General features: G+C 68.6%; 14 protein-coding genes. 3 read left to right on the forward strand and 11 right to left on the reverse strand.

Translation table 11 applies throughout. From position 1 onward, the window contains the following. Window positions 1-78 precede the first annotated feature (78 nt). The 3 genes from addB (at window position 79) to trxA (ending at window position 7,176) form a co-directional block, all read left to right on the forward strand. Window positions 79-3,264: a double-strand break repair protein AddB gene (gene addB, locus DB459_RS08415; protein WP_253712421.1), complete on the forward strand. Its 3,186-nt coding sequence runs from the start codon at window positions 79-81 to the stop codon at window positions 3,262-3,264. Further along, on the forward strand, window positions 3,261-6,749 hold the full coding sequence (gene addA / locus DB459_RS08420; protein WP_253712422.1) for a double-strand break repair helicase AddA: 3,489 nt from the start codon (window positions 3,261-3,263) through the stop codon (window positions 6,747-6,749). Before addB ends, addA begins: the two co-directional genes overlap by 4 nt. A gap of 106 nt (window positions 6,750-6,855) precedes the next feature. Next, complete coding sequence (gene trxA, locus DB459_RS08425) at window positions 6,856-7,176, forward strand: thioredoxin (RefSeq protein ID WP_253712423.1); 321 nt, start codon at window positions 6,856-6,858, stop codon at window positions 7,174-7,176. Between the two features lie 80 nt (window positions 7,177-7,256). Here trxA and DB459_RS08430 read toward each other — a convergent pair whose 3' ends face one another. The 11 genes from DB459_RS08430 to aroA form a co-directional block, all read right to left on the reverse strand. Next, complete coding sequence (locus DB459_RS08430; protein WP_371926967.1) at window positions 7,257-8,501, reverse strand: folylpolyglutamate synthase/dihydrofolate synthase family protein; 1,245 nt, start codon at window positions 8,499-8,501, stop codon at window positions 7,257-7,259. 92 nt (window positions 8,502-8,593) lie between these two features. Then, window positions 8,594-9,496: an acetyl-CoA carboxylase, carboxyltransferase subunit beta gene (gene accD / locus DB459_RS08435; RefSeq protein ID WP_253712425.1), complete on the reverse strand. Its 903-nt coding sequence runs from the start codon at window positions 9,494-9,496 to the stop codon at window positions 8,594-8,596. Window positions 9,497-9,556: 60 nt separating this feature from the next. Next, on the reverse strand, window positions 9,557-10,396 hold the full coding sequence (trpA, locus tag DB459_RS08440; protein ID WP_253712426.1) for a tryptophan synthase subunit alpha: 840 nt from the start codon (window positions 10,394-10,396) through the stop codon (window positions 9,557-9,559). Next, the gene (gene trpB, locus DB459_RS08445; protein ID WP_253712427.1) at window positions 10,393-11,607 is read right to left on the reverse strand and encodes a tryptophan synthase subunit beta; all 1,215 of its coding nucleotides are present in this window, start codon (window positions 11,605-11,607) and stop codon (window positions 10,393-10,395) included. Before trpB ends, trpA begins: the two co-directional genes overlap by 4 nt. Window positions 11,608-11,614: 7 nt before the next feature. Then, window positions 11,615-12,295, reverse strand: a complete 681-nt coding sequence (locus DB459_RS08450; protein ID WP_253712428.1) for a phosphoribosylanthranilate isomerase — start codon at window positions 12,293-12,295, stop codon at window positions 11,615-11,617. Between the two features lie 138 nt (window positions 12,296-12,433). Continuing rightward, entirely contained in the window at window positions 12,434-12,799 is a 366-nt protein-coding gene (locus DB459_RS08455; RefSeq protein WP_253712429.1) for a lipopolysaccharide assembly LapA domain-containing protein, read from the reverse strand. Window positions 12,800-12,887: 88 nt separating this feature from the next. Further along, on the reverse strand, window positions 12,888-13,211 hold the full coding sequence (locus tag DB459_RS08460; protein ID WP_253712430.1) for an integration host factor subunit beta: 324 nt from the start codon (window positions 13,209-13,211) through the stop codon (window positions 12,888-12,890). 184 nt (window positions 13,212-13,395) lie between these two features. Next, window positions 13,396-14,376 (reverse strand): signal peptide peptidase SppA, encoded by a 981-nt coding sequence (gene sppA, locus DB459_RS08465; protein WP_253712431.1) that lies wholly within the window; start codon window positions 14,374-14,376, stop codon window positions 13,396-13,398. Window positions 14,377-14,762: 386 nt separating this feature from the next. Then, on the reverse strand, window positions 14,763-16,472 hold the full coding sequence (gene rpsA / locus DB459_RS08470) for a 30S ribosomal protein S1 (protein ID WP_253712432.1): 1,710 nt from the start codon (window positions 16,470-16,472) through the stop codon (window positions 14,763-14,765). Between the two features lie 366 nt (window positions 16,473-16,838). Next, complete coding sequence (cmk, locus tag DB459_RS08475; RefSeq protein ID WP_253712433.1) at window positions 16,839-17,477, reverse strand: (d)CMP kinase; 639 nt, start codon at window positions 17,475-17,477, stop codon at window positions 16,839-16,841. Then, window positions 17,474-18,811, reverse strand: coding sequence for a 3-phosphoshikimate 1-carboxyvinyltransferase (aroA, locus tag DB459_RS08480; protein WP_253712434.1), 1,338 nt, complete (start codon window positions 18,809-18,811; stop codon window positions 17,474-17,476). The genes cmk and aroA overlap by 4 nt, the downstream gene beginning before the upstream one ends. Between the last annotated feature and the right edge of the window lie 155 nt (window positions 18,812-18,966).

Raw genomic sequence — 18,966 nt, forward strand, 5'->3', positions numbered from 1 at the left:
TCGTAGTTTGCCGGCGGATGCGCTAACCGTGCGATGATCGCAAGCGGCCTCGAATCGGCCGTTAGCACTTGGATCTGCATGCACGTCTTCAATGTTCCCGCCTCGGTGCCTTTCCTGCCCTGCGTCATCGCGGCGCTGGTGGACGGCCGCCTGGTCGCGGGCTTCGAAGCCCGCAGCGATCCCGCCCGCCTCGCCGACGTCACGCTCTATCTGCCGACGCGGCGCTCGGGGCGAATGGCACGCGAGGTGTTTCTCGACGTGCTCGGCGGCGACGCCGCGGTGCTGCCGCGCATCCTCGCGCTCGGCGACATCGACGAGGACGAACTCGCCTTCGCCGATGCCGCCATGGGCGCGACTGCGCTCGATCTGCCGCCGTCGCTCGGCGGCCTGGAGCGGCGGCTGGTGCTGGCGCGCCTGATCGACGCCTGGGCCAGGCGAATCGCGCCGAAGACCGCCGCCGAGGCGCCGCTCGTCGTCGGCGGCCCGGCCTCGACACTGCAGCTCGCCGACGATCTGGCGCGGCTGATGGACGACATGACGACGCGCCAGGTGCCGTGGGACGCCCTCGCCTCCCTGGTGCCGGAAAATCTCGACGTCTACTGGCAGCAGACGCTGCAATTCCTGCGTCTCGCCGCCGATGTCTGGCCGGCGGTCCTCGACGAGCAACAGAAGATCGAGCCGGCCCGGCGCCGCGACCTGCTGATCGAAGCCGAATCTCGCCGGCTCGCGGCGCGCCACCCCGGTCCGGTGATCGCGGCCGGCTCCACCGGCTCGATGCCGGCCACCGCCAGGCTGCTCGAGGTCGTGGCCCGGCTGCCCAATGGTGCGGTGGTGCTGCCCGGCCTCGACACCGATCTCGACGCCGCCGCCTGGCGGCTGATCGGCTCCCGCGCAAAACCCGCAGGACGGCCGCCGGCCGGCCCGGCCACGCCGGGCGATGACGACGGCGCGCCGGCGCCCGGCCATCCCCAGTTCGCGCTCCACAATCTTCTCGCCCGATTCGGCATCGAGCGTCGCGACGTGGTGCCGCTCGCTCTCCCGGCCGCGCACGGCCGCGAGCTGCTGGCCTCGGAAGCGCTGCGCCCGTCCGCTGCCACCGGACTGTGGCACCAGCGCCTGAGCGACCCCGCAGTTGCCCGCGCGATCGGCCTGGGCATGAGCCGCATCGCGGTCGTGGCGGCGCCGACCGCCGAAATCGAGGCGCTGGCGATTGCGGTTGCGATGCGCGAAGCCATCGAACAGCCGTCCATGACCGTGGCGCTGGTGACGCCCGACCGGGCGCTCGCCCGCCGTGTCATGGCCAGCCTCGATCGCTGGAAGCTCGCCTATGACGATTCCGGCGGCGATGCGCTGACCGACACCGCCGCCGGCCGCTTCGCCCGGCTCTGCGCGCTCGCTGCCGCCGATGGCCTTGCCCCGGCGACGTTGCTGGCGCTGCTCAAGCATCCCCTGTTCCGGCTCGGCCGCCGCGACGGCAGCTTCGCCCGTGCCATTGCCGGCCTCGAACGCGTGCTGCTGCGGGGCACGCGGCCGCAGTCCGGCAGCGCCGGCCTCAAACGGGATTTCGAGATCTTCCGCGGCGAATTCGACAAGATGCGCGGCGGCGTGCCGTCACTGCTGCACCGGGGTGAGCCGCGCAGCAAGATCGAAATCGAGATCCTGCCGCTGATCGCCGAGCTGATCGAACGTCTCGGCCGCGCCTTTGCGCCGCTCGAGCGCCTCGGCGACGGCAAGCCTCATGACCTGACCGAATTTGCAGCCGCCCACCGCGCGGTGCTCAACGCGCTCGGCACCGATGCCGACGACGAGATCGTCACCTTCGGCGACGCCGACGGGCTCGCCCTGGCCCAGGGCTTCGACGACCTCGACGCCGCCGGAGGCCTGAGCGGCGTCGTCCTCACCCTCGCCGATTATCCCGATGTCTTCCGCACCGCCTTCGGCGACCGAATCGTGCGGCGGCCGATCACCGCGGCGGCGCGGCTGCGGATCTTCGGCCCGCTGGAAGCACGCCTGACGACGAGCGAGCGCGTCATTCTCGGCGGCCTCGTCGAGGGCGTCTGGCCGCCGGAGCCGCGCATCGACCCCTGGCTGAACCGGCCGATGCGCCACCAGCTCGGTCTCGACCTGCCGGAGCGGCGCATCGGCCTGTCCGCCCACGACTTCGCCCAACTGCTCGGGGCGCCGGAGGTGGTGCTGACCCACGCCGCCAAGGTCGGCGGCGCGCCGGCCGTCGCCTCGCGCTTCCTGCACCGTCTCGAAGCGGTCGCCGGGGAGGCCCATTTTGCCGTGGCGCTGGCCCGCGGCGGTCGTTATCTCGCCTGTGCCGAGGCTCTCGACCGTCCCGCGCAAGTGGTTCCGATCGCCCAGCCGGCGCCGCGTCCGCCGCGCCACGCCCGGCCGCAGCGTCTCTCGGTCACCGAGATCGAGGACTGGCTGCGCGATCCCTACACGATCTACGCGCGGCGCATCCTCGATCTGCAGGCGCTCGATCCGGTGGACATGCCGCTGTCGGCGGCTGACCGCGGCTCTGCGATCCACAACGCCATCGCCGAATTCACGCAAGCCTTTCCCGACCGCCTGCCGGCCGACCCCGCGGCGGCGCTGCGCGCCATCGGCGCGCGGCATTTCGCCCCGCTGATGGACCAGCCGGAGGCGCGGGCGCTATGGTGGCCCCGCTTCCTGCGCATCGCCCATTGGCTCGGCCAATGGGAACGCGAGCGGCGCCAGGGCGTCGCCGAGATCCTCACCGAGATTCAGGGCGGCTTCGTTATTGCGCTGGACCAGGGCCGCAGCTTCCGTCTCAGCGCCCGCGCCGACCGCATCGAGCGCCGCAACGACGGCCGCTACGCCATTCTCGACTACAAGACCGGGATTCCACCGACCGGCAAGCAGGTGCGCATGGGGCTGTCGCCGCAGCTGACGCTGGAAGCGGCGATCCTGCGCGAGGGCGGCTTCGCCGGCATCGACGCCGGCGCCAGCGTCGGCGAGCTGACTTACGTCCGGCTCAACGGCAACAATCCGCCGGGCAAGGAGTGCAGGCTGGAACTGACGCGCGATGCACGAACCGAGCCGCCGCTGTCGCCGGACGAGGCCGCCATCGAGGCTCGCGCCAAGCTGGAGGCGCTGATCCGCGCCTTCGAGGACGAGAACCAGCCCTACAAATCGCTGGTGCTGTCGATGTGGTCGACCCGCTACGGCGATTACGATGCCCTGGCGCGGATCAAGGAATGGTCCGGCGAAGGCGGCACGGGAGAGGCGCCATGAGCTCCGCGCGCAAGATCCCCGACGACGTGCGCGATCGGCAGACCCGCGCCTCCGCTCCGACTGCCTCGGTCTTCGTTTCCGCCAATGCCGGGTCGGGCAAGACCCATGTGCTGGTGCAGCGCGTGGTGCGGCTGCTGCTCGCCGGCGTCGCGCCGGAAAAGATCCTCTGCATCACCTTCACCAAGGCCGCCGCCGCCAACATGGCCGAGCGGGTCTTCACCACGCTCGGGCACTGGATCACCCTCGACGACGCCGCGCTCGATGCCGCGCTCAGGGACACCGCGGTGACCCCCACGGCGGCGATGCGCCGCCGCGCCCGCGAATTGTTCGCCTGCGCCCTCGAAACGCCGGGCGGTCTCAAGGTCCAGACCATTCACGCCCTGTGCACGCGGCTGCTGCAGCAGTTTCCGTTCGAGGCCAATGTCCCGGCGCGCTTTGCCGTGCTCGACGACCGCGACCAGAATGAACTGATGGAGCGCGCCAGCCTCAAGGTGCTGCTCGCCGCGGCGGCCGCGCCGGACAGCAGCGTCGGCCGGGCGCTCGCCACCGCCATGAGCGGCGCCGCCGACGTCACCTTCCGCGACGTGGTGCGCGAGGCGGTGCTCAGCCGCGATCACTTCCAGGCCTGGACCAGCGCGGCGGTCACCGTCGAAACCGCCCAGGCGCAGCTCGCCCAGGTCCTCGACCTTGCCCCCGACGACAGCATCGCCGCCGTCGAACACGAGATCGTCGAAGGTCCCCATCTGGCCCGCGCCGACTGGCGTGCGGTCATCGAGGAGTTCGCGCAGGGTGGCAAGACCGATGCCGGCCAGGCAGAGCGGCTGTCGGAAGCCCTCGCCTCGAGCGGCGCCGAACAGATCGAAGCCTATCTCGGCCTGTTCTTCACCCAGCAGGGCGGCGAGCGCAAATCGCTGATCAGCAGGAAGCTCACGGACGAGGCGCCCGGCCTTGCCGAACGGCTGGCGCGCGAGGCCACCCGCCTCGCGGTCCTGGTGCCGCGCCGCCGCGCCGCTCAGGTCCGCGAGCGCACCTCGGCGCTGCTCGTCATCGCCAGCGCCGTCGCCGCCAATTATCGCGGCGAAAAGGAGGCGCGCGGCCTGCTCGATTACGATGACCTGATCGACAGAACGCTGGCGATGCTGGGACGCACGCCGGCGAGCTGGGTGCATTTCAAGCTCGACCAGGGCATCGATCATGTGCTGATCGACGAGGCCCAGGACACCAGCCCGCGGCAATGGGACATCATCGAACATCTGGTGTCGGAATTCACCTCCGGCAGCGGCGCGCGGCCCGATCGCCTGGTGCGAACCGTGTTCGCGGTGGGCGACGAGAAGCAGTCGATCTTCTCGTTCCAGGGCGCTGCGCCGCGCGAATTCGACCTGCGCCGCAGAGGATTCCAGCAGCGCTTCACCGCCGCCGAGCTGCCGTTCGACGCGCTGTCCTTCACCTACTCCTTCCGCTCGGGCCACGGCGTGCTGCATGCGGTGGAACGCACCTTCCGCGACCAGGCGATCTATCGCAGCATCACCTCCGACACGGAGGGCATGCCGCCACATCTGGCGCTCGCCGATGCCGCGCCGTCGACGGTGGAATTGTGGGAGTTGGAGCAGCCCAATCAGGGCCAGGATCTCGAAGGCTGGCGCGCGCCGTTCGACGCGGTGTCGCAGACGAGTCCCGAGGTGCGGCTCGCGCAGCGCATCCGCCAGCGCATCGCCAGCCTGGTTACCTCGGAAACCGCCATCGGCCCGGCGGGACGGCGGCGGCGCCTGCGCTATGGCGACATCCTGATCCTGGTGCGCCGGCGCGGCGCCACCTTCAACGCCATCATCCAGAGTCTGAAGCAGGGCCGCATTCCGGTCGCCGGCGCCGATCGGCTCAAGCTGACCGAGCACATCGCGGTGGTCGACCTGATGCATCTCGCCGATGCGCTGCTGTTCGCCGGCGACGATCTCGCCCTCGCCGTGGCGCTCAAGGGCCCGCTGTTCGGCCTCTCCGAAGACGACCTGTTCCGCATCGCTCACGGCAGACGCGGCAGCTTGCGCGACGCGCTGCATCAGCACGCGGCCGAGGACGCCCACTTCGCCGCGGCATGGTCGCGGCTGCAGGCCTGCGAGGCGCGCGCGCGCGAATTGGCGCCTTTCAGCTTCTATGCCTGGCTGCTCGGCGGCGATGGCGGCCGGGCCCGCATGCTGGCCCGGCTCGGCCCCGAAGCCAACGATGCCCTCGATGAATTCCTCGAACTGGCGCTCGCCTTCGAAAGCCGCGGCCCGGCCTCGCTGCAGGGCTTCATGGCCTGGCTGCGCGCCGCCGACACCGAAATCAAGCGCGACATGGAAATCTCCCGCGACGAAGTCCGGGTGATGACCGTGCACGGCGCCAAGGGCCTGGAAGCGCCGGTGGTGTTTCTCGCCGACACCACGTCGTCGCCCACCGACAGCCAGCGCCTCAGCCTGGTGCGGCTGCCGCCGCGCCCCGGCCTGCCGCGCGGCTGCGTGGTATGGGCCGGACGCAAGGCCGACGATCCGCCGGCGGTGGCGACGGCCCGCGCCGCCATGGTGGCGGACACCGAGGACGAATATCGCCGCCTGCTGTATGTGGCGATGACCCGCGCCGCCGATCGTCTCATCGTCGGCGGCTGCCAGCCGGGCAACCGCAATGAGGTGCGGGCGAATTCCTGGTACGACCTGATCCGCAAGGGGCTCGACGGCAGCGAACTGAAGCTCGCGACCGAGAGGACGCCGTTCGGCGACGTGCGTTGCTACAGCCATGGCGACGCCGCCGCGCTGCCGGCTCCCGCCGCGCTCGAGGCGGCCGCAGCAGCGCCTGAGCTCCCCGGCTGGTTGCGCCAGGCAGCCAGACGCGAAAGCGCCGAGCTGATCGCGCTGCAGCCTTCCCATGGCGGCGACGACGACAATGCCGCCGCCACGGTGAAATCCGGCGAGGCCGCCGAGAGCCGCCGCCGCGCGCAACGGCGCGGCGTGCTCGTCCATCGCCTGCTGCAGTCGCTGCCCGAGATCGACGCGTCACAGCGCACTGATGCGGCGCAGCGCTATCTGATGCGCCGGGCCGCCGACTGGAGCGAGGCCGAGCGCAGCGCCCTGCTCGGCGAAGTGCTGACTTTGATCGGCGCGGCGCCGTTCGCCGCGGTGTTCGGCCCGGCGAGCCGCGCCGAGGTCGCCATCGTCGGACGTCTCACCCGCAGCGGACGGCCGGCGGCACTGGTCAGCGGCCAGATCGATCGCCTGGTTGAGACCGACGGCGAGATCCTGATCGTCGACTTCAAGACCAATCACGCCCCGCCGCGCCGCCTTGCCGATTGTCCGCCGGCCTATCGCCGCCAGCTTGCGCTCTACCGTGCGGTGCTGTCGCGCCTGCAACCGCGCAAGCGCGTCCGGGCCGCGCTGATTTGGACGGAAACCACTGAAATCATGGAGATTCCTGGCCATGAGCTGGATGCGGAGCTGGCCAGCATCACCGCGGCGTGACCGGGGTCGACGCCACCTTGACCCCACCCCGGCCGGTTCATAGGTTCGCTAGTGAGAGTGCGGCGCGAATCTCCGCGCCCCCCAAATTCAGGCAAAGAGGCACGTGATGTCGGTCGGCAAGGTATCGGACGCCAATTTCGAATCGGAGGTCCTCAAGGCGTCGGGGCCCGTCGTGGTCGACTTCTGGGCCGAGTGGTGCGGCCCCTGCCGCATGATCGCGCCGGCACTCGACGAGATCGCCGGCGCCATGGGCGAGAAGGTGAAGATCGTCAAGCTCAACGTCGATGAGAATCCGCAGACCGCCTCGAAATACGGTGTGATGTCGATCCCGACCCTGATGATCTTCAAGGGTGGCGAACTCGCCTCCCGCCAGGTCGGCGCGGCGCCGAAGGCCAAGCTGCAGCAGTGGATCAGCGCCGCGGTCTGACGCGACCAGCGACGACCCAATCGAACCGGCCGGCGCAAGCCGGCCGTTGTCGTTTCAGCGGCGGATGTCCGTGAGCGCGATCAGCGCGGCGGCGTGCCGTTGGCCTCGAGCACCGCGCCGGCGAGATAAAGCGAGCCGGTGATGAGGATACGCGGCGCGATCTCATAGGCGAGACGGGCGATCGTCGACAGCGCCGCCGCCACCGACGGCGCCGTCTCCACCCGCATGCCGAGCGACCGGGCGGCATCCGCCAACGCCTCGACCGGCATCGCCTTGTCCTGGTCGGGCACCGGCACCGCGATGATATGGCGCGTCAGCCCGGCAAAGTTGCCGAGGAAGCCGCGGGCGTCCTTGTTGCCCATCATGCCGGCGATCACGACCAGCGGCCGCGACACCCGCTCCTCGAGGTCGCCGATGGCGGCAGCGACCACCCGGCCGCCGTCGACATTGTGGCCGCCGTCGAGCCAGATCTCGGCATCCGGCGGCGCTACCGCGAGCAGGGCACCCGAGGTCAGCCGCTGCATCCGCGCCGGCCATTCGGCGCGGGCGATGCCGGTCTCGAAGGCCGACTGCTCGATACGGAAGGCGTCGGTGGCCCGCAGCGCGGCGATCGCCAGCCCGGCATTGTCGAACTGATGGCGGCCGAACAGCCGCGGCGCGGACAGATCGAGCAGGCCGCGCTCGTCGTGATAGACCAGACGTCCATGCTCGACATCGACGTGCCAATGCTGGCCGGCCATGTGCAACGGTGCGCCGGCACGGCGCGCCGCCAGTTCGATCACCGCCTCGGCCTCGGCCGGCTGCGCCGCCGATACCACCGGCACCCGCCGCTTGATGATGCCGGCCTTCTCGCCGGCGATGGCCGCGAGCGTGTCCCCGAGAAAGTCCTGATGATCGATGCTGACGGGGGCGATGACGCTCACCGCCGGCTGATCGATCACATTGGTGGCGTCGAGCCGGCCGCCGAGGCCGACTTCGAGCAGCACCGCGTCGGCCGGATGCGAGGCGAACAGCGTCAGCGCCGCCGCCGTTTCCATCTCGAACACCGTGATCGGGGCGCCGGCATTGACCGCCTCGCATTCGGCCAGCACCGCGCGCAACGCGTCGTCGCTCGTCAATTCGCCGCCGCCGACGCGGCCGAGGCGAAAACGTTCGTTGATGCGCACGAGATGCGGCGAGGTGTAGGTGTGAACGGCGAGCCCCGCGGCCTCGAGAATGGCGCGCAGATAGGCCACGGTCGATCCCTTGCCGTTGGTGCCGGCGACATGGATGACCGGCGGCAGCCGCCGCTCGGGATGGCCGAGGGCGTCGAGGATCCGCAGCATGCGGTCGAGCGTCAGGTCGATGCGCTTGGGATGCAGCGCAGAGAGCCGCGCGAGAATGTCGTCGAGGGGCGCCGGCACCGCCGCTCGCGCGGTCACGAGGCCGGCGCGGCGGCCGCAATGGCCGCATTCCGCCCGGAATTCTCCACCGCCGGCGTCTTCATCAGCAGTCGGCACAGCCGCGCCAGGGTCGACCGCAGCTGGTGACGGTGGACCACCATGTCGACCATGCCGTGATCCTTGAGATATTCGGCGCGCTGGAAGCCCTCGGGCAGCTTCTCGCGGATCGTCTGCTCGATGACCCGGGCGCCGGCGAAGCCGATCAGGGCGCCGGGCTCGGCGATCTGGACGTCGCCGAGCATGGCGTAGGACGCCGTGACGCCGCCGGTGGTCGGATTGGTCAGCACGACGATGTAGGGCAGTCGCGCCTCGCGCAGCATCTGCACCGCGACCGTGGTGCGCGGCAGCTGCATCAGCGAGAGGATGCCTTCCTGCATGCGGGCACCGCCGGACGCGGCGAAGACGATGCACGGCGATTTCTTTTCGACCGCGAGTTCAAGACCCTTGATGATGGCCTCGCCGGCCGCCATGCCGAGCGAACCGCCCATGAAATCGAAGTCCTGGACCACGACCACCGTCGGCGAGCCTTCCAGCCTGCCGAAACCGACTTTCACCGAATCGTTGAGGCCGGTCTTGGCGCGGGCGTCCTTGAGACGATCGACATATTTGCGCTCGTCGCGGAACTTGAGCGGATCGACCGCGACCTCCGGCAACGCAACGTCGAACCAGGTCTCGTTGTCGAAGACCGATTTGAGCCGCGCCACCGCGCCCATGCGCATGTGGTAGTTCGAGCCGGGAATGACGAACTGGTTGCTCTCGACGTCCTTGTAGAACACCAGCTGCCCGGAATCCGGGCACTTGATCCAGAGATTCTCCGGCGTCTCCCGCCGCAGAATGCTGCGGATCTTGGGACGGACGACGTTGGTGATCCAGTTCATGTAAACGAGCTCCTTAGCCGCTTATGTGCGTCCGGCCCGGCGGGCCGGCAAGGGGGCCTTTCAAGCCTTGTTGGTCTTGGCGACGCCGTGCACGCCCTCGGCCAGCGCCCGGGCGAGAGTAGTGACGGCATCGAGCGTGGCCGCCGTCGCGCGGCCCTCGCCATCCAGCGAGCCGCGCAGCGCATCGACCAGCGCCGAGCCGACCACGACGCCGTCGGCGTGACCGGCGATGGCCGCGGCCGCCTCCGGCGTACGGATGCCGAAGCCGACACAGACCGGCAGGGCAGTGTGGCGCTTGATGCGGTCCACCGCCGCGCTCACCGCCTTGCTGTCGGCGCTGGCGCTGCCGGTGATGCCGGTGATCGAGACGTAATAGACGAAGCCCGAGGTATTCGTGAGCACCGCGGGCAGGCGCTTGTCGTCGGTCGTCGGGGTGGCGAGGCGAATGAAGTTGAGCCCGGCCCTGAGCGCCGGACGGCACAATTCGTCATCCTCTTCCGGCGGCAGGTCGACGATGATCAGGCCATCGACGCCGGCCGCCTTGGCGTCGACGAGGAAGCGCTCGACCCCGTAGATATAGATCGGATTGTAATAGCCCATCAGGACCAGCGGCGTGACGTCGTCGCCGGCGCGGAACTGGCGCACCAGGCCGAGCGTCTTCGCCAGCGTCGTGCCGGCCTTGAGCGCGCGCAGGCCGGCGGCCTGGATCGCCGGTCCATCGGCCATGGGATCGGTGAAGGGCATGCCGACCTCGATCACGTCGGCGCCGGCCTTCGGCAGCGCCTTGATGATCTCCAGCGATGTCGCGAGGTCTGGGTCACCGCACATCACGAAGGTGACGAAGGCGGCGCGGCCCTCGTTCTTGAGGGCCTCGAAACGGACGTCGATACGGGTGCTCACTTGCGGCCTTTCAGGATTTCGGCGACCTGCGGGATGTCCTTGTCGCCGCGGCCGGAGAGATTGACGACCATCAGGTGATCCTTCGGCCGCGTCGGCGCGAGTTCCATGACCTTGGCGATGGCATGGGCGGGCTCGAGCGCCGGAATGATGCCCTCGAGCTTGGACAGCAGCTGGAAGGCCGCGAGCGCTTCCTCGTCGGTCGCCGATAGATAGGTGACGCGCCCGGTCTCGTGCAGCCAGGAATGCTCGGGGCCGATGCCGGGATAATCGAGGCCGGCGGAGATCGAATGGGCGTCCTGGATCTGGCCGTCGGCGTCCATCAGAAGATAGGTGCGGTTGCCGTGCAGCACGCCCGGCCGGCCACCCGACAGCGAGGCCGCATGCAGCCCCGACAGGCCGTGGCCGGCGGCCTCGACGCCGAAGATCTCGACCGAGGGATCGTCGAGGAAGGGGTGGAACAGCCCCATGGCATTGGAGCCGCCGCCGATGCAGGCGACGAGGGAATCCGGCAGACGGCCTTCCGCCTCCTGCATCTGCACCCGCGTTTCCTCGCCGATCACCGACTGGAAGTCGCGCACCATCATCGGATAGGGATGCGGCCCCGCGACGGTACCGATGCAGTAGAAGGTGTTGTGCACATTGGTCACCCAGTCGCGCAGCGCCTCGTTCATGGCGTCCTTGAGGGTGCGCGTGCCGGACTGCACCGGAATGACGGTCGCGCCCAGCATCTGCATGCGGAAGACGTTGGGCATCTGCCGTTCGACGTCGACCGCGCCCATATAGACGACGCATTCGAGGCCGAAGCGCGCGCACAGCGTCGCGGTGGCGACGCCGTGCTGGCCGGCGCCGGTCTCGGCGATGATGCGCTTCTTGCCCATGCGGCGCGCGACCATGATCTGGCCGAGCACGTTGTTCACCTTGTGGGAGCCGGTGTGGTTGAGCTCCTCGCGCTTGAAATAAACCTTGGCGCCGCCGAGATGTTCGGTCAGCCGCTCGGCGAAATAGAGCGGCGAAGGCCGGCCGACATAATGCTTGAGATAGCCGTCCATCTCGCGCTGGAACGCCGGATCGGCCTTGGCTTCGGCATAGGCCCGCTCGAGATCGAGGATCAGCGGCATCAGGGTTTCGGCGACGAAGCGACCGCCGAACGGGCCGAAATGGCCGCGCTCGTCGGGGCCGCTGCGATAGGAATTGGGTTTCGGCAGGCTCATACGCGGCTCACGGTTTGGGAGACATCGGATCTGATGCGGGGTGCGGTGCGGCCGCACGGGCGGCCCGAATGAAATCACGGATCAGCGCCGGATCCTTGACGCCGGGCGCGCGCTCGACTCCCGAGGAGACGTCGACGCCCTTCGCCCTGGTGACGCGCAGCGCCTCGGCGACATTGCCGGCATCGAGTCCGCCGGACAGCATGAAATTCAGCGCCGGATCGAGCCCTTCCAAGAGGTGCCAGTCGAAGGGCGTGCCGAGGCCGCCGGGCCGGGTCGCCTCCTTCGGAGCGCGCGCATCGAACAGGATGCGGTCCGCCACCGCGGCGTAGCCGGCGACGGCGGCGAGATCGGCCCGCTCCGCCACCGGGATGGCCTTCATCACCGGCAGGCCGAAGCGCTGCTTGATGTCGCGCAGCCGCGCCGCGCTCTCGCCGCCGTGGAGCTGCAGCAGCTGCGGCTGCAGCGCGTCGACGATATTGCCGAGCGTGGCATCGTCGGCATCGACGCTCAGCGCCACTTTCAGCGCCCGCTTGCGCACCTGGCGGCCGAGATCGCGGGCAAGCCCGAGACCGACATGGCGCGGCGACTTTTCGAAGAACACGAAGCCCACCATGTCCGCGCCGGCCTCGAGCGCCGTTTCCAGCGTCTCGGCGGTGCTGAGGCCGCAGATTTTGACGAGCAGGGGCATTGCGAGCGTTGAACTCTCCCGGCGCATTCCGCCGGGTCCGGATCGGGGGTTTGGGGGCCGGCGGGTTCTACAACGTTGCGGCGGCGTTGTCTCGCCGGATCGCCGCCGGCCGGGCACCGGCGCAGGCCGGCCAGATCGTCAGGACGCGGGGGAGCGGCCGTCGTGCAGCAGTGCCGGAACCGGGCTTTCGGCGCCACCGGGGGCCCGGCTCAGCCGCAGCTCAGCGAGTTGGGCCCGGGCGTCCCGGGCCTCGGCTTCGTAGTGGCGGGCCGCCCGGCGATAGCGGCCCTGGCGCAGCCAGGTGGCGAGGCCGCCCGCCGCCACCCCGAGAATGGCGACCAGAATGATGATCACGAACAGCGGCAGGGTGACTGCGAGCGTGGGCGTGACGCTGTTGAACGGATCGAAGGAGAGGGTCACCAGATGGCGGTTGGCCACTGCGAAGATGATGAAGATCACCGCCAGCGGAATCCAGATCAGGGCGTTGATGATCTTCCGAAACATGATTCTTCACACCGCTGTGCGACGCCCAGGCTCCATTGAGCTCGGCCCCACACCGAAAAATCCGCGGCGCGACCCGCGCCGCAGCACTTCAGGCGGCGGATTCCGACGAGGCCGGCTCCGCCTCGCCATCGGCACCGCGATTGAGCCGCTCGCGCATTTCCTTGCCGGTCTTGAAGAACGGGACGCTCTTCTGGTCGACCGGGACATGCTCGCCCGTGCGCGGGTTTCGGCCTGCGCGCGCAGGGCGGTGCTTGACCGAAAATGCGCCGAAACCGCGCAATTCGACGCGATCGCCGCGCGCCAGCGCTGCGACGATTTCGTCGAGGATCGCGTTCACAATGTTCTCCACGTCCCTCTGATAGAGGTGCGGATTGTGCTCGGCGATTCGCTGAACGAGTTCGGATTTAATCATCGGCAGCGGGGTCCGTGAGAGGTGCGAGCTGTCATTTCCGTGAAAACACGAGGGACTGTCAAGACGTTAATTCTAGGCGCAAGGCGCGGAAATCGCGTGACAAATGCTCTGAAAAACGCCAGAGCACGCGAAATTCAGCCCAACACAACCGGCCAAATCCGGATTCAGCACATGCATCGTCGCCTCACTGCGCCGTCGCCGGCTGCCAGAGCGCGAGCATGCCGTCCAGGGCGGCACGATCGACCGCCTCGACCAGCCCGGTCCGCTCGAGCCGCTCCGCCCAGCTGCCCAGCCCGACCGCTTCCAGGCTGAGCGCGGCGGCGCTGCGCAGGAAAGTGAGGTCGCCGAGGCGGGGATGAAGCTTGTAGTCGCGCACCGGCAGCTCCGATGATATCTTCTTCTCGGCAACGAGCCACGCCACCGCGGTCTTCTCGTCGCCGATCTGATCGATCAGCTTGAGGCCGATCGCCTGGTGCCCGGTGAAAACGCGACCGTCGGCGACGGTCTGCAGGGTGTCGTCGTCCATCTTGCGGCGCTCCTTCACCAGGCCGCGAAACCAGGCATAGGAATCCTTGACCAGCATCTCCAGCGCGGCGCGCGCCTCGGGACTGGTGGGCTCATAGCCGTTAGGTGCGGCCTTCAGCGGCGAGGACTTCACCTCCTCCACCTTGACGCCGACCGTCTTCAGCAGGTCGGTCACATTGGGATACTGAAACAGCACGCCGATCGAACCGACCAGCGAGCTCTGCTGGGCGATGATGTGGTCCGAGGCGAGCGCGGCGATGTAGCCGCCCGAGGCGGCGAGCCCCTCGACCACCACCACCAGCGGCTTCTTCGCCTTCAGCCGCACCAGGGCGTCGTAGAGCTGTTCGGAGCCGGCGGTGGTCCCACCCGGCGAATTGATATGGACGATGACCGCAGCCGCCGACGACTTCTCGAGACGCTCGAGAGCGGCGACCCGATCACGATCGCTGCGAATCAGTCCCTCGATATTGATCCGGGCGATCGAGTGACGCGTCGAGAGCGCGGCGCGGCCGCCGGGCGTCGCCACCAGCGCAACGATGACGACGGCCGCAACGGCGAACAGCGTCGCCGCGACACGCCAGAACGTGAGCTTGCGGCGCAAGCGGCGCCGATCGACGATGGCGTCGGATTCAAATGACATCGGGGTCTCCTGCCCGGCACGGTGACGTCGCGGCGGGGATTGAAGGGTCGTAACCGGAACCGTTCAATTGCAAGCCAATATGAAAAAACGATGGTGGCGGGTGACTTATCGGCAATGCCGGCCGCTCGGCAAGGCTGTAGGCCGACCCGGTACCAAACCAGCGCGCTGCGGCGCGGCGAGACCGGCGCAGAGTGACGCTGAACGCCGTGGCGGGCAATGGGTCAACCGCTAGTGTATCGGACGCTGGGCAGAATTTCTCCAATTCTCGCTCTCAGCGAGAAATAATCCATCATCACAGCCGTTTTTTTGAACCGGACCTGAAATAAAGAGGGCTCCGGCAAACCGCCGGAGCCCTCGAACCGTCGGACGGGGGAACCCCGCGCCGCTTACTTCTCGCCGCTGCGCTGCTTGAGCGCGGTGCCGAGAATGTCGCCCAGCGTGGCGCCCGAATCGGACGAGCCGTACTGCGCGATCGCTTCCTTCTCCTCGGCCACTTCCAGCGCCTTGATCGACACCTGGACCTTGCGGGCCTTCTTGTCGAACTGGATGACGCGGGCATCGACCTTCTCGCCGACGGCGAAACGTTCCGGGCGCTGCTCGGAGCGGTCGCGAGCGAGCTCGGAACGCTTGATGAAGGTGGCGAAGTCGGTGCCGACGATCTGCACGTCGATGCCGCCTTCCTTGACGTCGAGCACTTCGCAGGTCACGACGGCACCCTTCTTGACGTCACCCGGCTCGGCGAAGGGATCGCCTTCGAGCTGCTTGATGCCGAGCGAAATACGCTCCTTCTCGACATCGACGTCGAGCACCACGGCCTTGACCATGTCGCCCTTCTTGTAGTTGTCGATGACCTGCTCGCCCGGCAGCTTCCAGTCGAGATCCGACAGGTGCACCATGCCGTCGACGTCGCCGTCGAGACCCAGGAACAGACCGAACTCGGTCTTGTTCTTGACCTCGCCCTCGACGGTCGAACCCGTCGGATACTTCTCGACGAAGGTCTCCCACGGATTGCGCATGGTCTGCTTGAGACCGAGCGAAATGCGGCGCTTGGTGGCGTCCACCTCGAGCACCTGAACCTCGACTTCCTGGGAGGTCGAGACGATCTTGCCGGGGTGCATGTTCTTCTTGGTCCACGACATCTCCGAGACGTGGATCAGGCCTTCGATGCCCGGCTCCAGCTCCACGAAGGCGCCGTAGTCGGTGATGTTGGTGACGCGACCGGTGAAGCGTGCGCTGACCGGATACTTGGCCTCGATGCCCTGCCACGGATCGTCCAGCAGCTGCTTCATGCCGAGCGAGATGCGATGGGTCTCGTGGTTGATCTTGATGATCTTGACCTTGACGGTCTGGCCGATGCTGAGCACCTCGGTCGGGTGATTGACCCGGCGCCAGGCGATATCGGTCACGTGCAGCAGGCCGTCGATGCCGCCGAGGTCGACGAACGCACCGTAATCGGTGATGTTCTTGACGACGCCGTCGATGACCTGACCTTCTTCGAGGTTCTGCACCAGCTCCTGACGCTGTTCGGCGCGGGTCTCTTCCAGCACCGTGCGACGCGACACCACGATGTTGCCGCGGCGGCGGTCCATCTTCAGGATCTGGAAGGGCTGCGAGTTGTTCATCAGCGGGCCGACGTCGCGGATCGGGCGAATGTCGACCTGCGAGCGCGGCAGGAAGGCCACGGCGCCGTCGAGATCGACGGTGAAGCCACCCTTGACCTGGTTGAAGATCACGCCGGTGACCTTCTCGTTGTTCTGGAACGCCTTCTCAAGCTTGCCCCAGCTCTCTTCGCGGCGCGCCTTGTCGCGCGACAGCACGGCCTCGCCGAGCGCATTCTCGATCCGGTCGAGGAACACCTCGACCTCGTCGCCGACCTTCAGGGTGCTTTCGCGGCCGGGGCCGGCGAATTCGCGAAGGGCAACGCGGCCTTCGGTCTTCAAGCCGACGTCGATGACGGCCATGTCCTTCTCGATCGCGACGACCTTGCCCTTGACGACGCTGCTTTCCTGCAGGCCGGTGCCGCCGAAGGACTCGTCGAGCATCGCGGCGAAATCATCGCGCGAGGGATTGTAAGAGCTGGTGGTGGTGGAAGCCATTTGTTCTCCAGATGCGGGTCTTGCCGGCAGTTCGGGTTTCGGGCGCATCGCGCGCGCAGGGCCAGGGTCCGCAAAAACCTTGGCGACCGCCCCGCAGCACGGCGGCGGAGGAGCCGCCGGACGAGATGCGGAACGGGCCGGCTGAATGCCTGCGCGTTCAATGCGATTGCTAAAGTTTCGCGATTGCTAAAGTTTCATCCGGGAGTTCAGGCGAACCGCGCCCAAAAGCCGATCACCCTAAGACCGAGGGGAGACCGATCGAGGGGGCCATCAGGCCGTTCAATCAGTCAGGCCGTTCAATCAAGAGAGCCAGTGCCATCGCGCCAGAGACCGTGAGCGGGCATTCCTCCAACATCGGCCAGGGCGTCAGACCCCGGACCGGCCCGCTCGGACGGCCTCGACAATTGCGATGGCGGCCCGGACGCCGCCTTCTATATCCAAATGGCTATTATCCAGCAAGTGCGCATCCTCCGCCCGCTTCAGGGGCGCCGTGGCGCGGTCGCTGTCGCGGGCGTCCCGCCGCAGGATGTCGGCGAGCACCTCGGCCTCATTGGCCGCCTCGCCCCGCTCCAGCGCCTCCAGGGTCCGGCGCCTCGCCCGCACCTCCGCATCGGCCACCACGAAGATCTTCACGTCGGCCTCGGGGCAGATCACCGTGCCGATGTCGCGGCCGTCAAGGACCGCACCGGGCGGCTGGGCGGCAAAGCGGCGCTGGAACTGGAGCAGCGCGGCCCGCACCCGGGGCAGGGCCGAGACCACCGAGGCGGCGTCGCCGACCCGCTGGCTCTTGAGCGCCGGATCGTCAAAGGCGGCGGGATCGAGATCTTCGGCGGCGGCAGCCGCCCGATCCTCGTCATTGAGGTCGGCGCCGGCTTCAAGCAACGCCCGGGCGACCGCGCGGTAGATCACGCCGGTATCGAGATGGTGGAAGCGGTAATGGGCGGCGAGTCGCCTGGCGAGGGTCCCCTTGCCCGAGGCGGCGGGCCCGTCGATGGCGATGATCATGACAGATCCGCCCCCAGGCGCTGCATCATCGGCACGAAATCCGGGAAGCTGGTGGCGATGAAGCTGGAATCATCGATTCCCACCGGCTTCTGCGCCGCCAGCCCCATGACCAGGGCCGACATGGCGATGCGATGATCCATATGGGTCTTCACCACGCCGCCGCCGGCGACCGCGCCACGGCCTTCGACGATGAGGTCGTCGCCCTCGATCTCGACCGCGACGCCGTTGAGGCGAAGCATGTCGGCGGTCGCAGCCAACCGGTCGGATTCCTTGACCCGCAATTCATGCAGGCCGCGCATCACCGTACGCCCCTCGGCGAAGGCCGCCGCCACCGCCAGCACCAGATATTCGTCGATCATCGCGGGGGCACGCTCCGGCGGCACGGTGACGCCGCGCAGGCCGGTGGCGCGCACCCGCAGATCGGCCATGGGCTCACCGGCATCGCCGCCGCGCGGCGTTTCCTCGATCACCGCGCCCATTTCGCGCAGGGTGGCGAACAGTCCGGTGCGCAGCGGATTGGTCATCACTTCGGTGAGCAGGACCTCGGAGCCGGGCACGATCAGTGCCGCCACCAACGGAAAGGCCGCCGACGACGGGTCGGCCGGGACCACCACCGGGGCGCCAGCCAATTCCGGCTGGCCGGTGAGGGCGATGCGCCGGCCATGGGTGCCGGACGGCGTCGACACCACCTCGGCGCCGAACTGCCGCAGCATGCGCTCGGTATGATCGCGGCTCGCCTCGGGCTCGATCACCGTGGTGATTCCCGGCGCCGCGAGTCCAGCCAGCAGCACCGCCGACTTGATCTGGGCCGAGGCCACCGGGCTCTGATAGGTAATCGGCAACGGCTCGCGCGCGCCCTGCAGGGTGAGTGGCAGCCGGCCCCCCTCGGCCATCTGCAGCGCCCTGGCGCCCATCAACTCCAGCGGCTCGAGGATGCGGCGCATCGGCCGCTTGCGCAGGCTGGCATCGCCGTCGAAGGTCGCGGTGATCGGGCAACCCGCAACAGCGCCCATCACCAGCCGGCAGCCGGTGCCGGAATTGCCGAAATCAAGCGGCTCCGCGGGCGCGGCAAGGCCGCCGACCCCGACGCCGTCGACCGCCCAGGCGCCGTCCTCCAGCCGCGTCACCGTGGCGCCGAGCGCCCGCATAGCCTTGGCGGTGTTGAGCACATCCTCGCCTTCGAGCAGGCCGGAGATCCGGGTCCGGCCGACCGCCAGCGCGCCGAGAATCAGGGCGCGGTGGGAGATCGACTTGTCGCCCGGTACCCGGGCGGTGCCGTTCAGGGCGGCTCCCCGGCGCGACTGCAGCGGGCGCGGCGCGGCGGAATGTGTCAAGATGGAGGCCTTTCTGCTGACCCGATGGTTCGGCGCGGACATGCGCCCGGCACCCGACTTTGTGCTCCGACGCGGCGCGCTCCGTATCACGGCGGGACCGCCGCGTCACGATCCGCGCGGGCCATGACACATCCCGCTATTGACAGCGGTCCTGT

This window comes from Bradyrhizobium sp. WD16 (genome assembly GCF_024181725.1).
Lineage (GTDB): Bacteria > Pseudomonadota > Alphaproteobacteria > Rhizobiales > Xanthobacteraceae > Bradyrhizobium_A.

What these genes read in the sequence shown, in the direction of transcription:
- DB459_RS08460 (WP_253712430.1), bottom strand. Translation starts at nt 13,211, where the DNA reads ATGATTAAATCCGAACTCGTTCAGCGAATCGCCGAGCACAATCCGCAC.
- trxA (WP_253712423.1), top strand. Translation starts at nt 6,856, where the DNA reads ATGTCGGTCGGCAAGGTATCGGACGCCAATTTCGAATCGGAGGTCCTC.
- addB (WP_253712421.1), top strand. Translation starts at nt 79, where the DNA reads ATGCACGTCTTCAATGTTCCCGCCTCGGTGCCTTTCCTGCCCTGCGTC.
- DB459_RS08455 (WP_253712429.1), bottom strand. Translation starts at nt 12,799, where the DNA reads ATGTTTCGGAAGATCATCAACGCCCTGATCTGGATTCCGCTGGCGGTG.
- rpsA (WP_253712432.1), bottom strand. Translation starts at nt 16,472, where the DNA reads ATGGCTTCCACCACCACCAGCTCTTACAATCCCTCGCGCGATGATTTC.
- sppA (WP_253712431.1), bottom strand. Translation starts at nt 14,376, where the DNA reads ATGTCATTTGAATCCGACGCCATCGTCGATCGGCGCCGCTTGCGCCGC.
- DB459_RS08430 (WP_371926967.1), bottom strand. Translation starts at nt 8,501, where the DNA reads ATGCTGCGGATCCTCGACGCCCTCGGCCATCCCGAGCGGCGGCTGCCG.
- trpB (WP_253712427.1), bottom strand. Translation starts at nt 11,607, where the DNA reads ATGAGCCTGCCGAAACCCAATTCCTATCGCAGCGGCCCCGACGAGCGC.
- DB459_RS08450 (WP_253712428.1), bottom strand. Translation starts at nt 12,295, where the DNA reads ATGCCCCTGCTCGTCAAAATCTGCGGCCTCAGCACCGCCGAGACGCTG.
- accD (WP_253712425.1), bottom strand. Translation starts at nt 9,496, where the DNA reads ATGAACTGGATCACCAACGTCGTCCGTCCCAAGATCCGCAGCATTCTG.
- cmk (WP_253712433.1), bottom strand. Translation starts at nt 17,477, where the DNA reads ATGATCATCGCCATCGACGGGCCCGCCGCCTCGGGCAAGGGGACCCTC.
- addA (WP_253712422.1), top strand. Translation starts at nt 3,261, where the DNA reads ATGAGCTCCGCGCGCAAGATCCCCGACGACGTGCGCGATCGGCAGACC.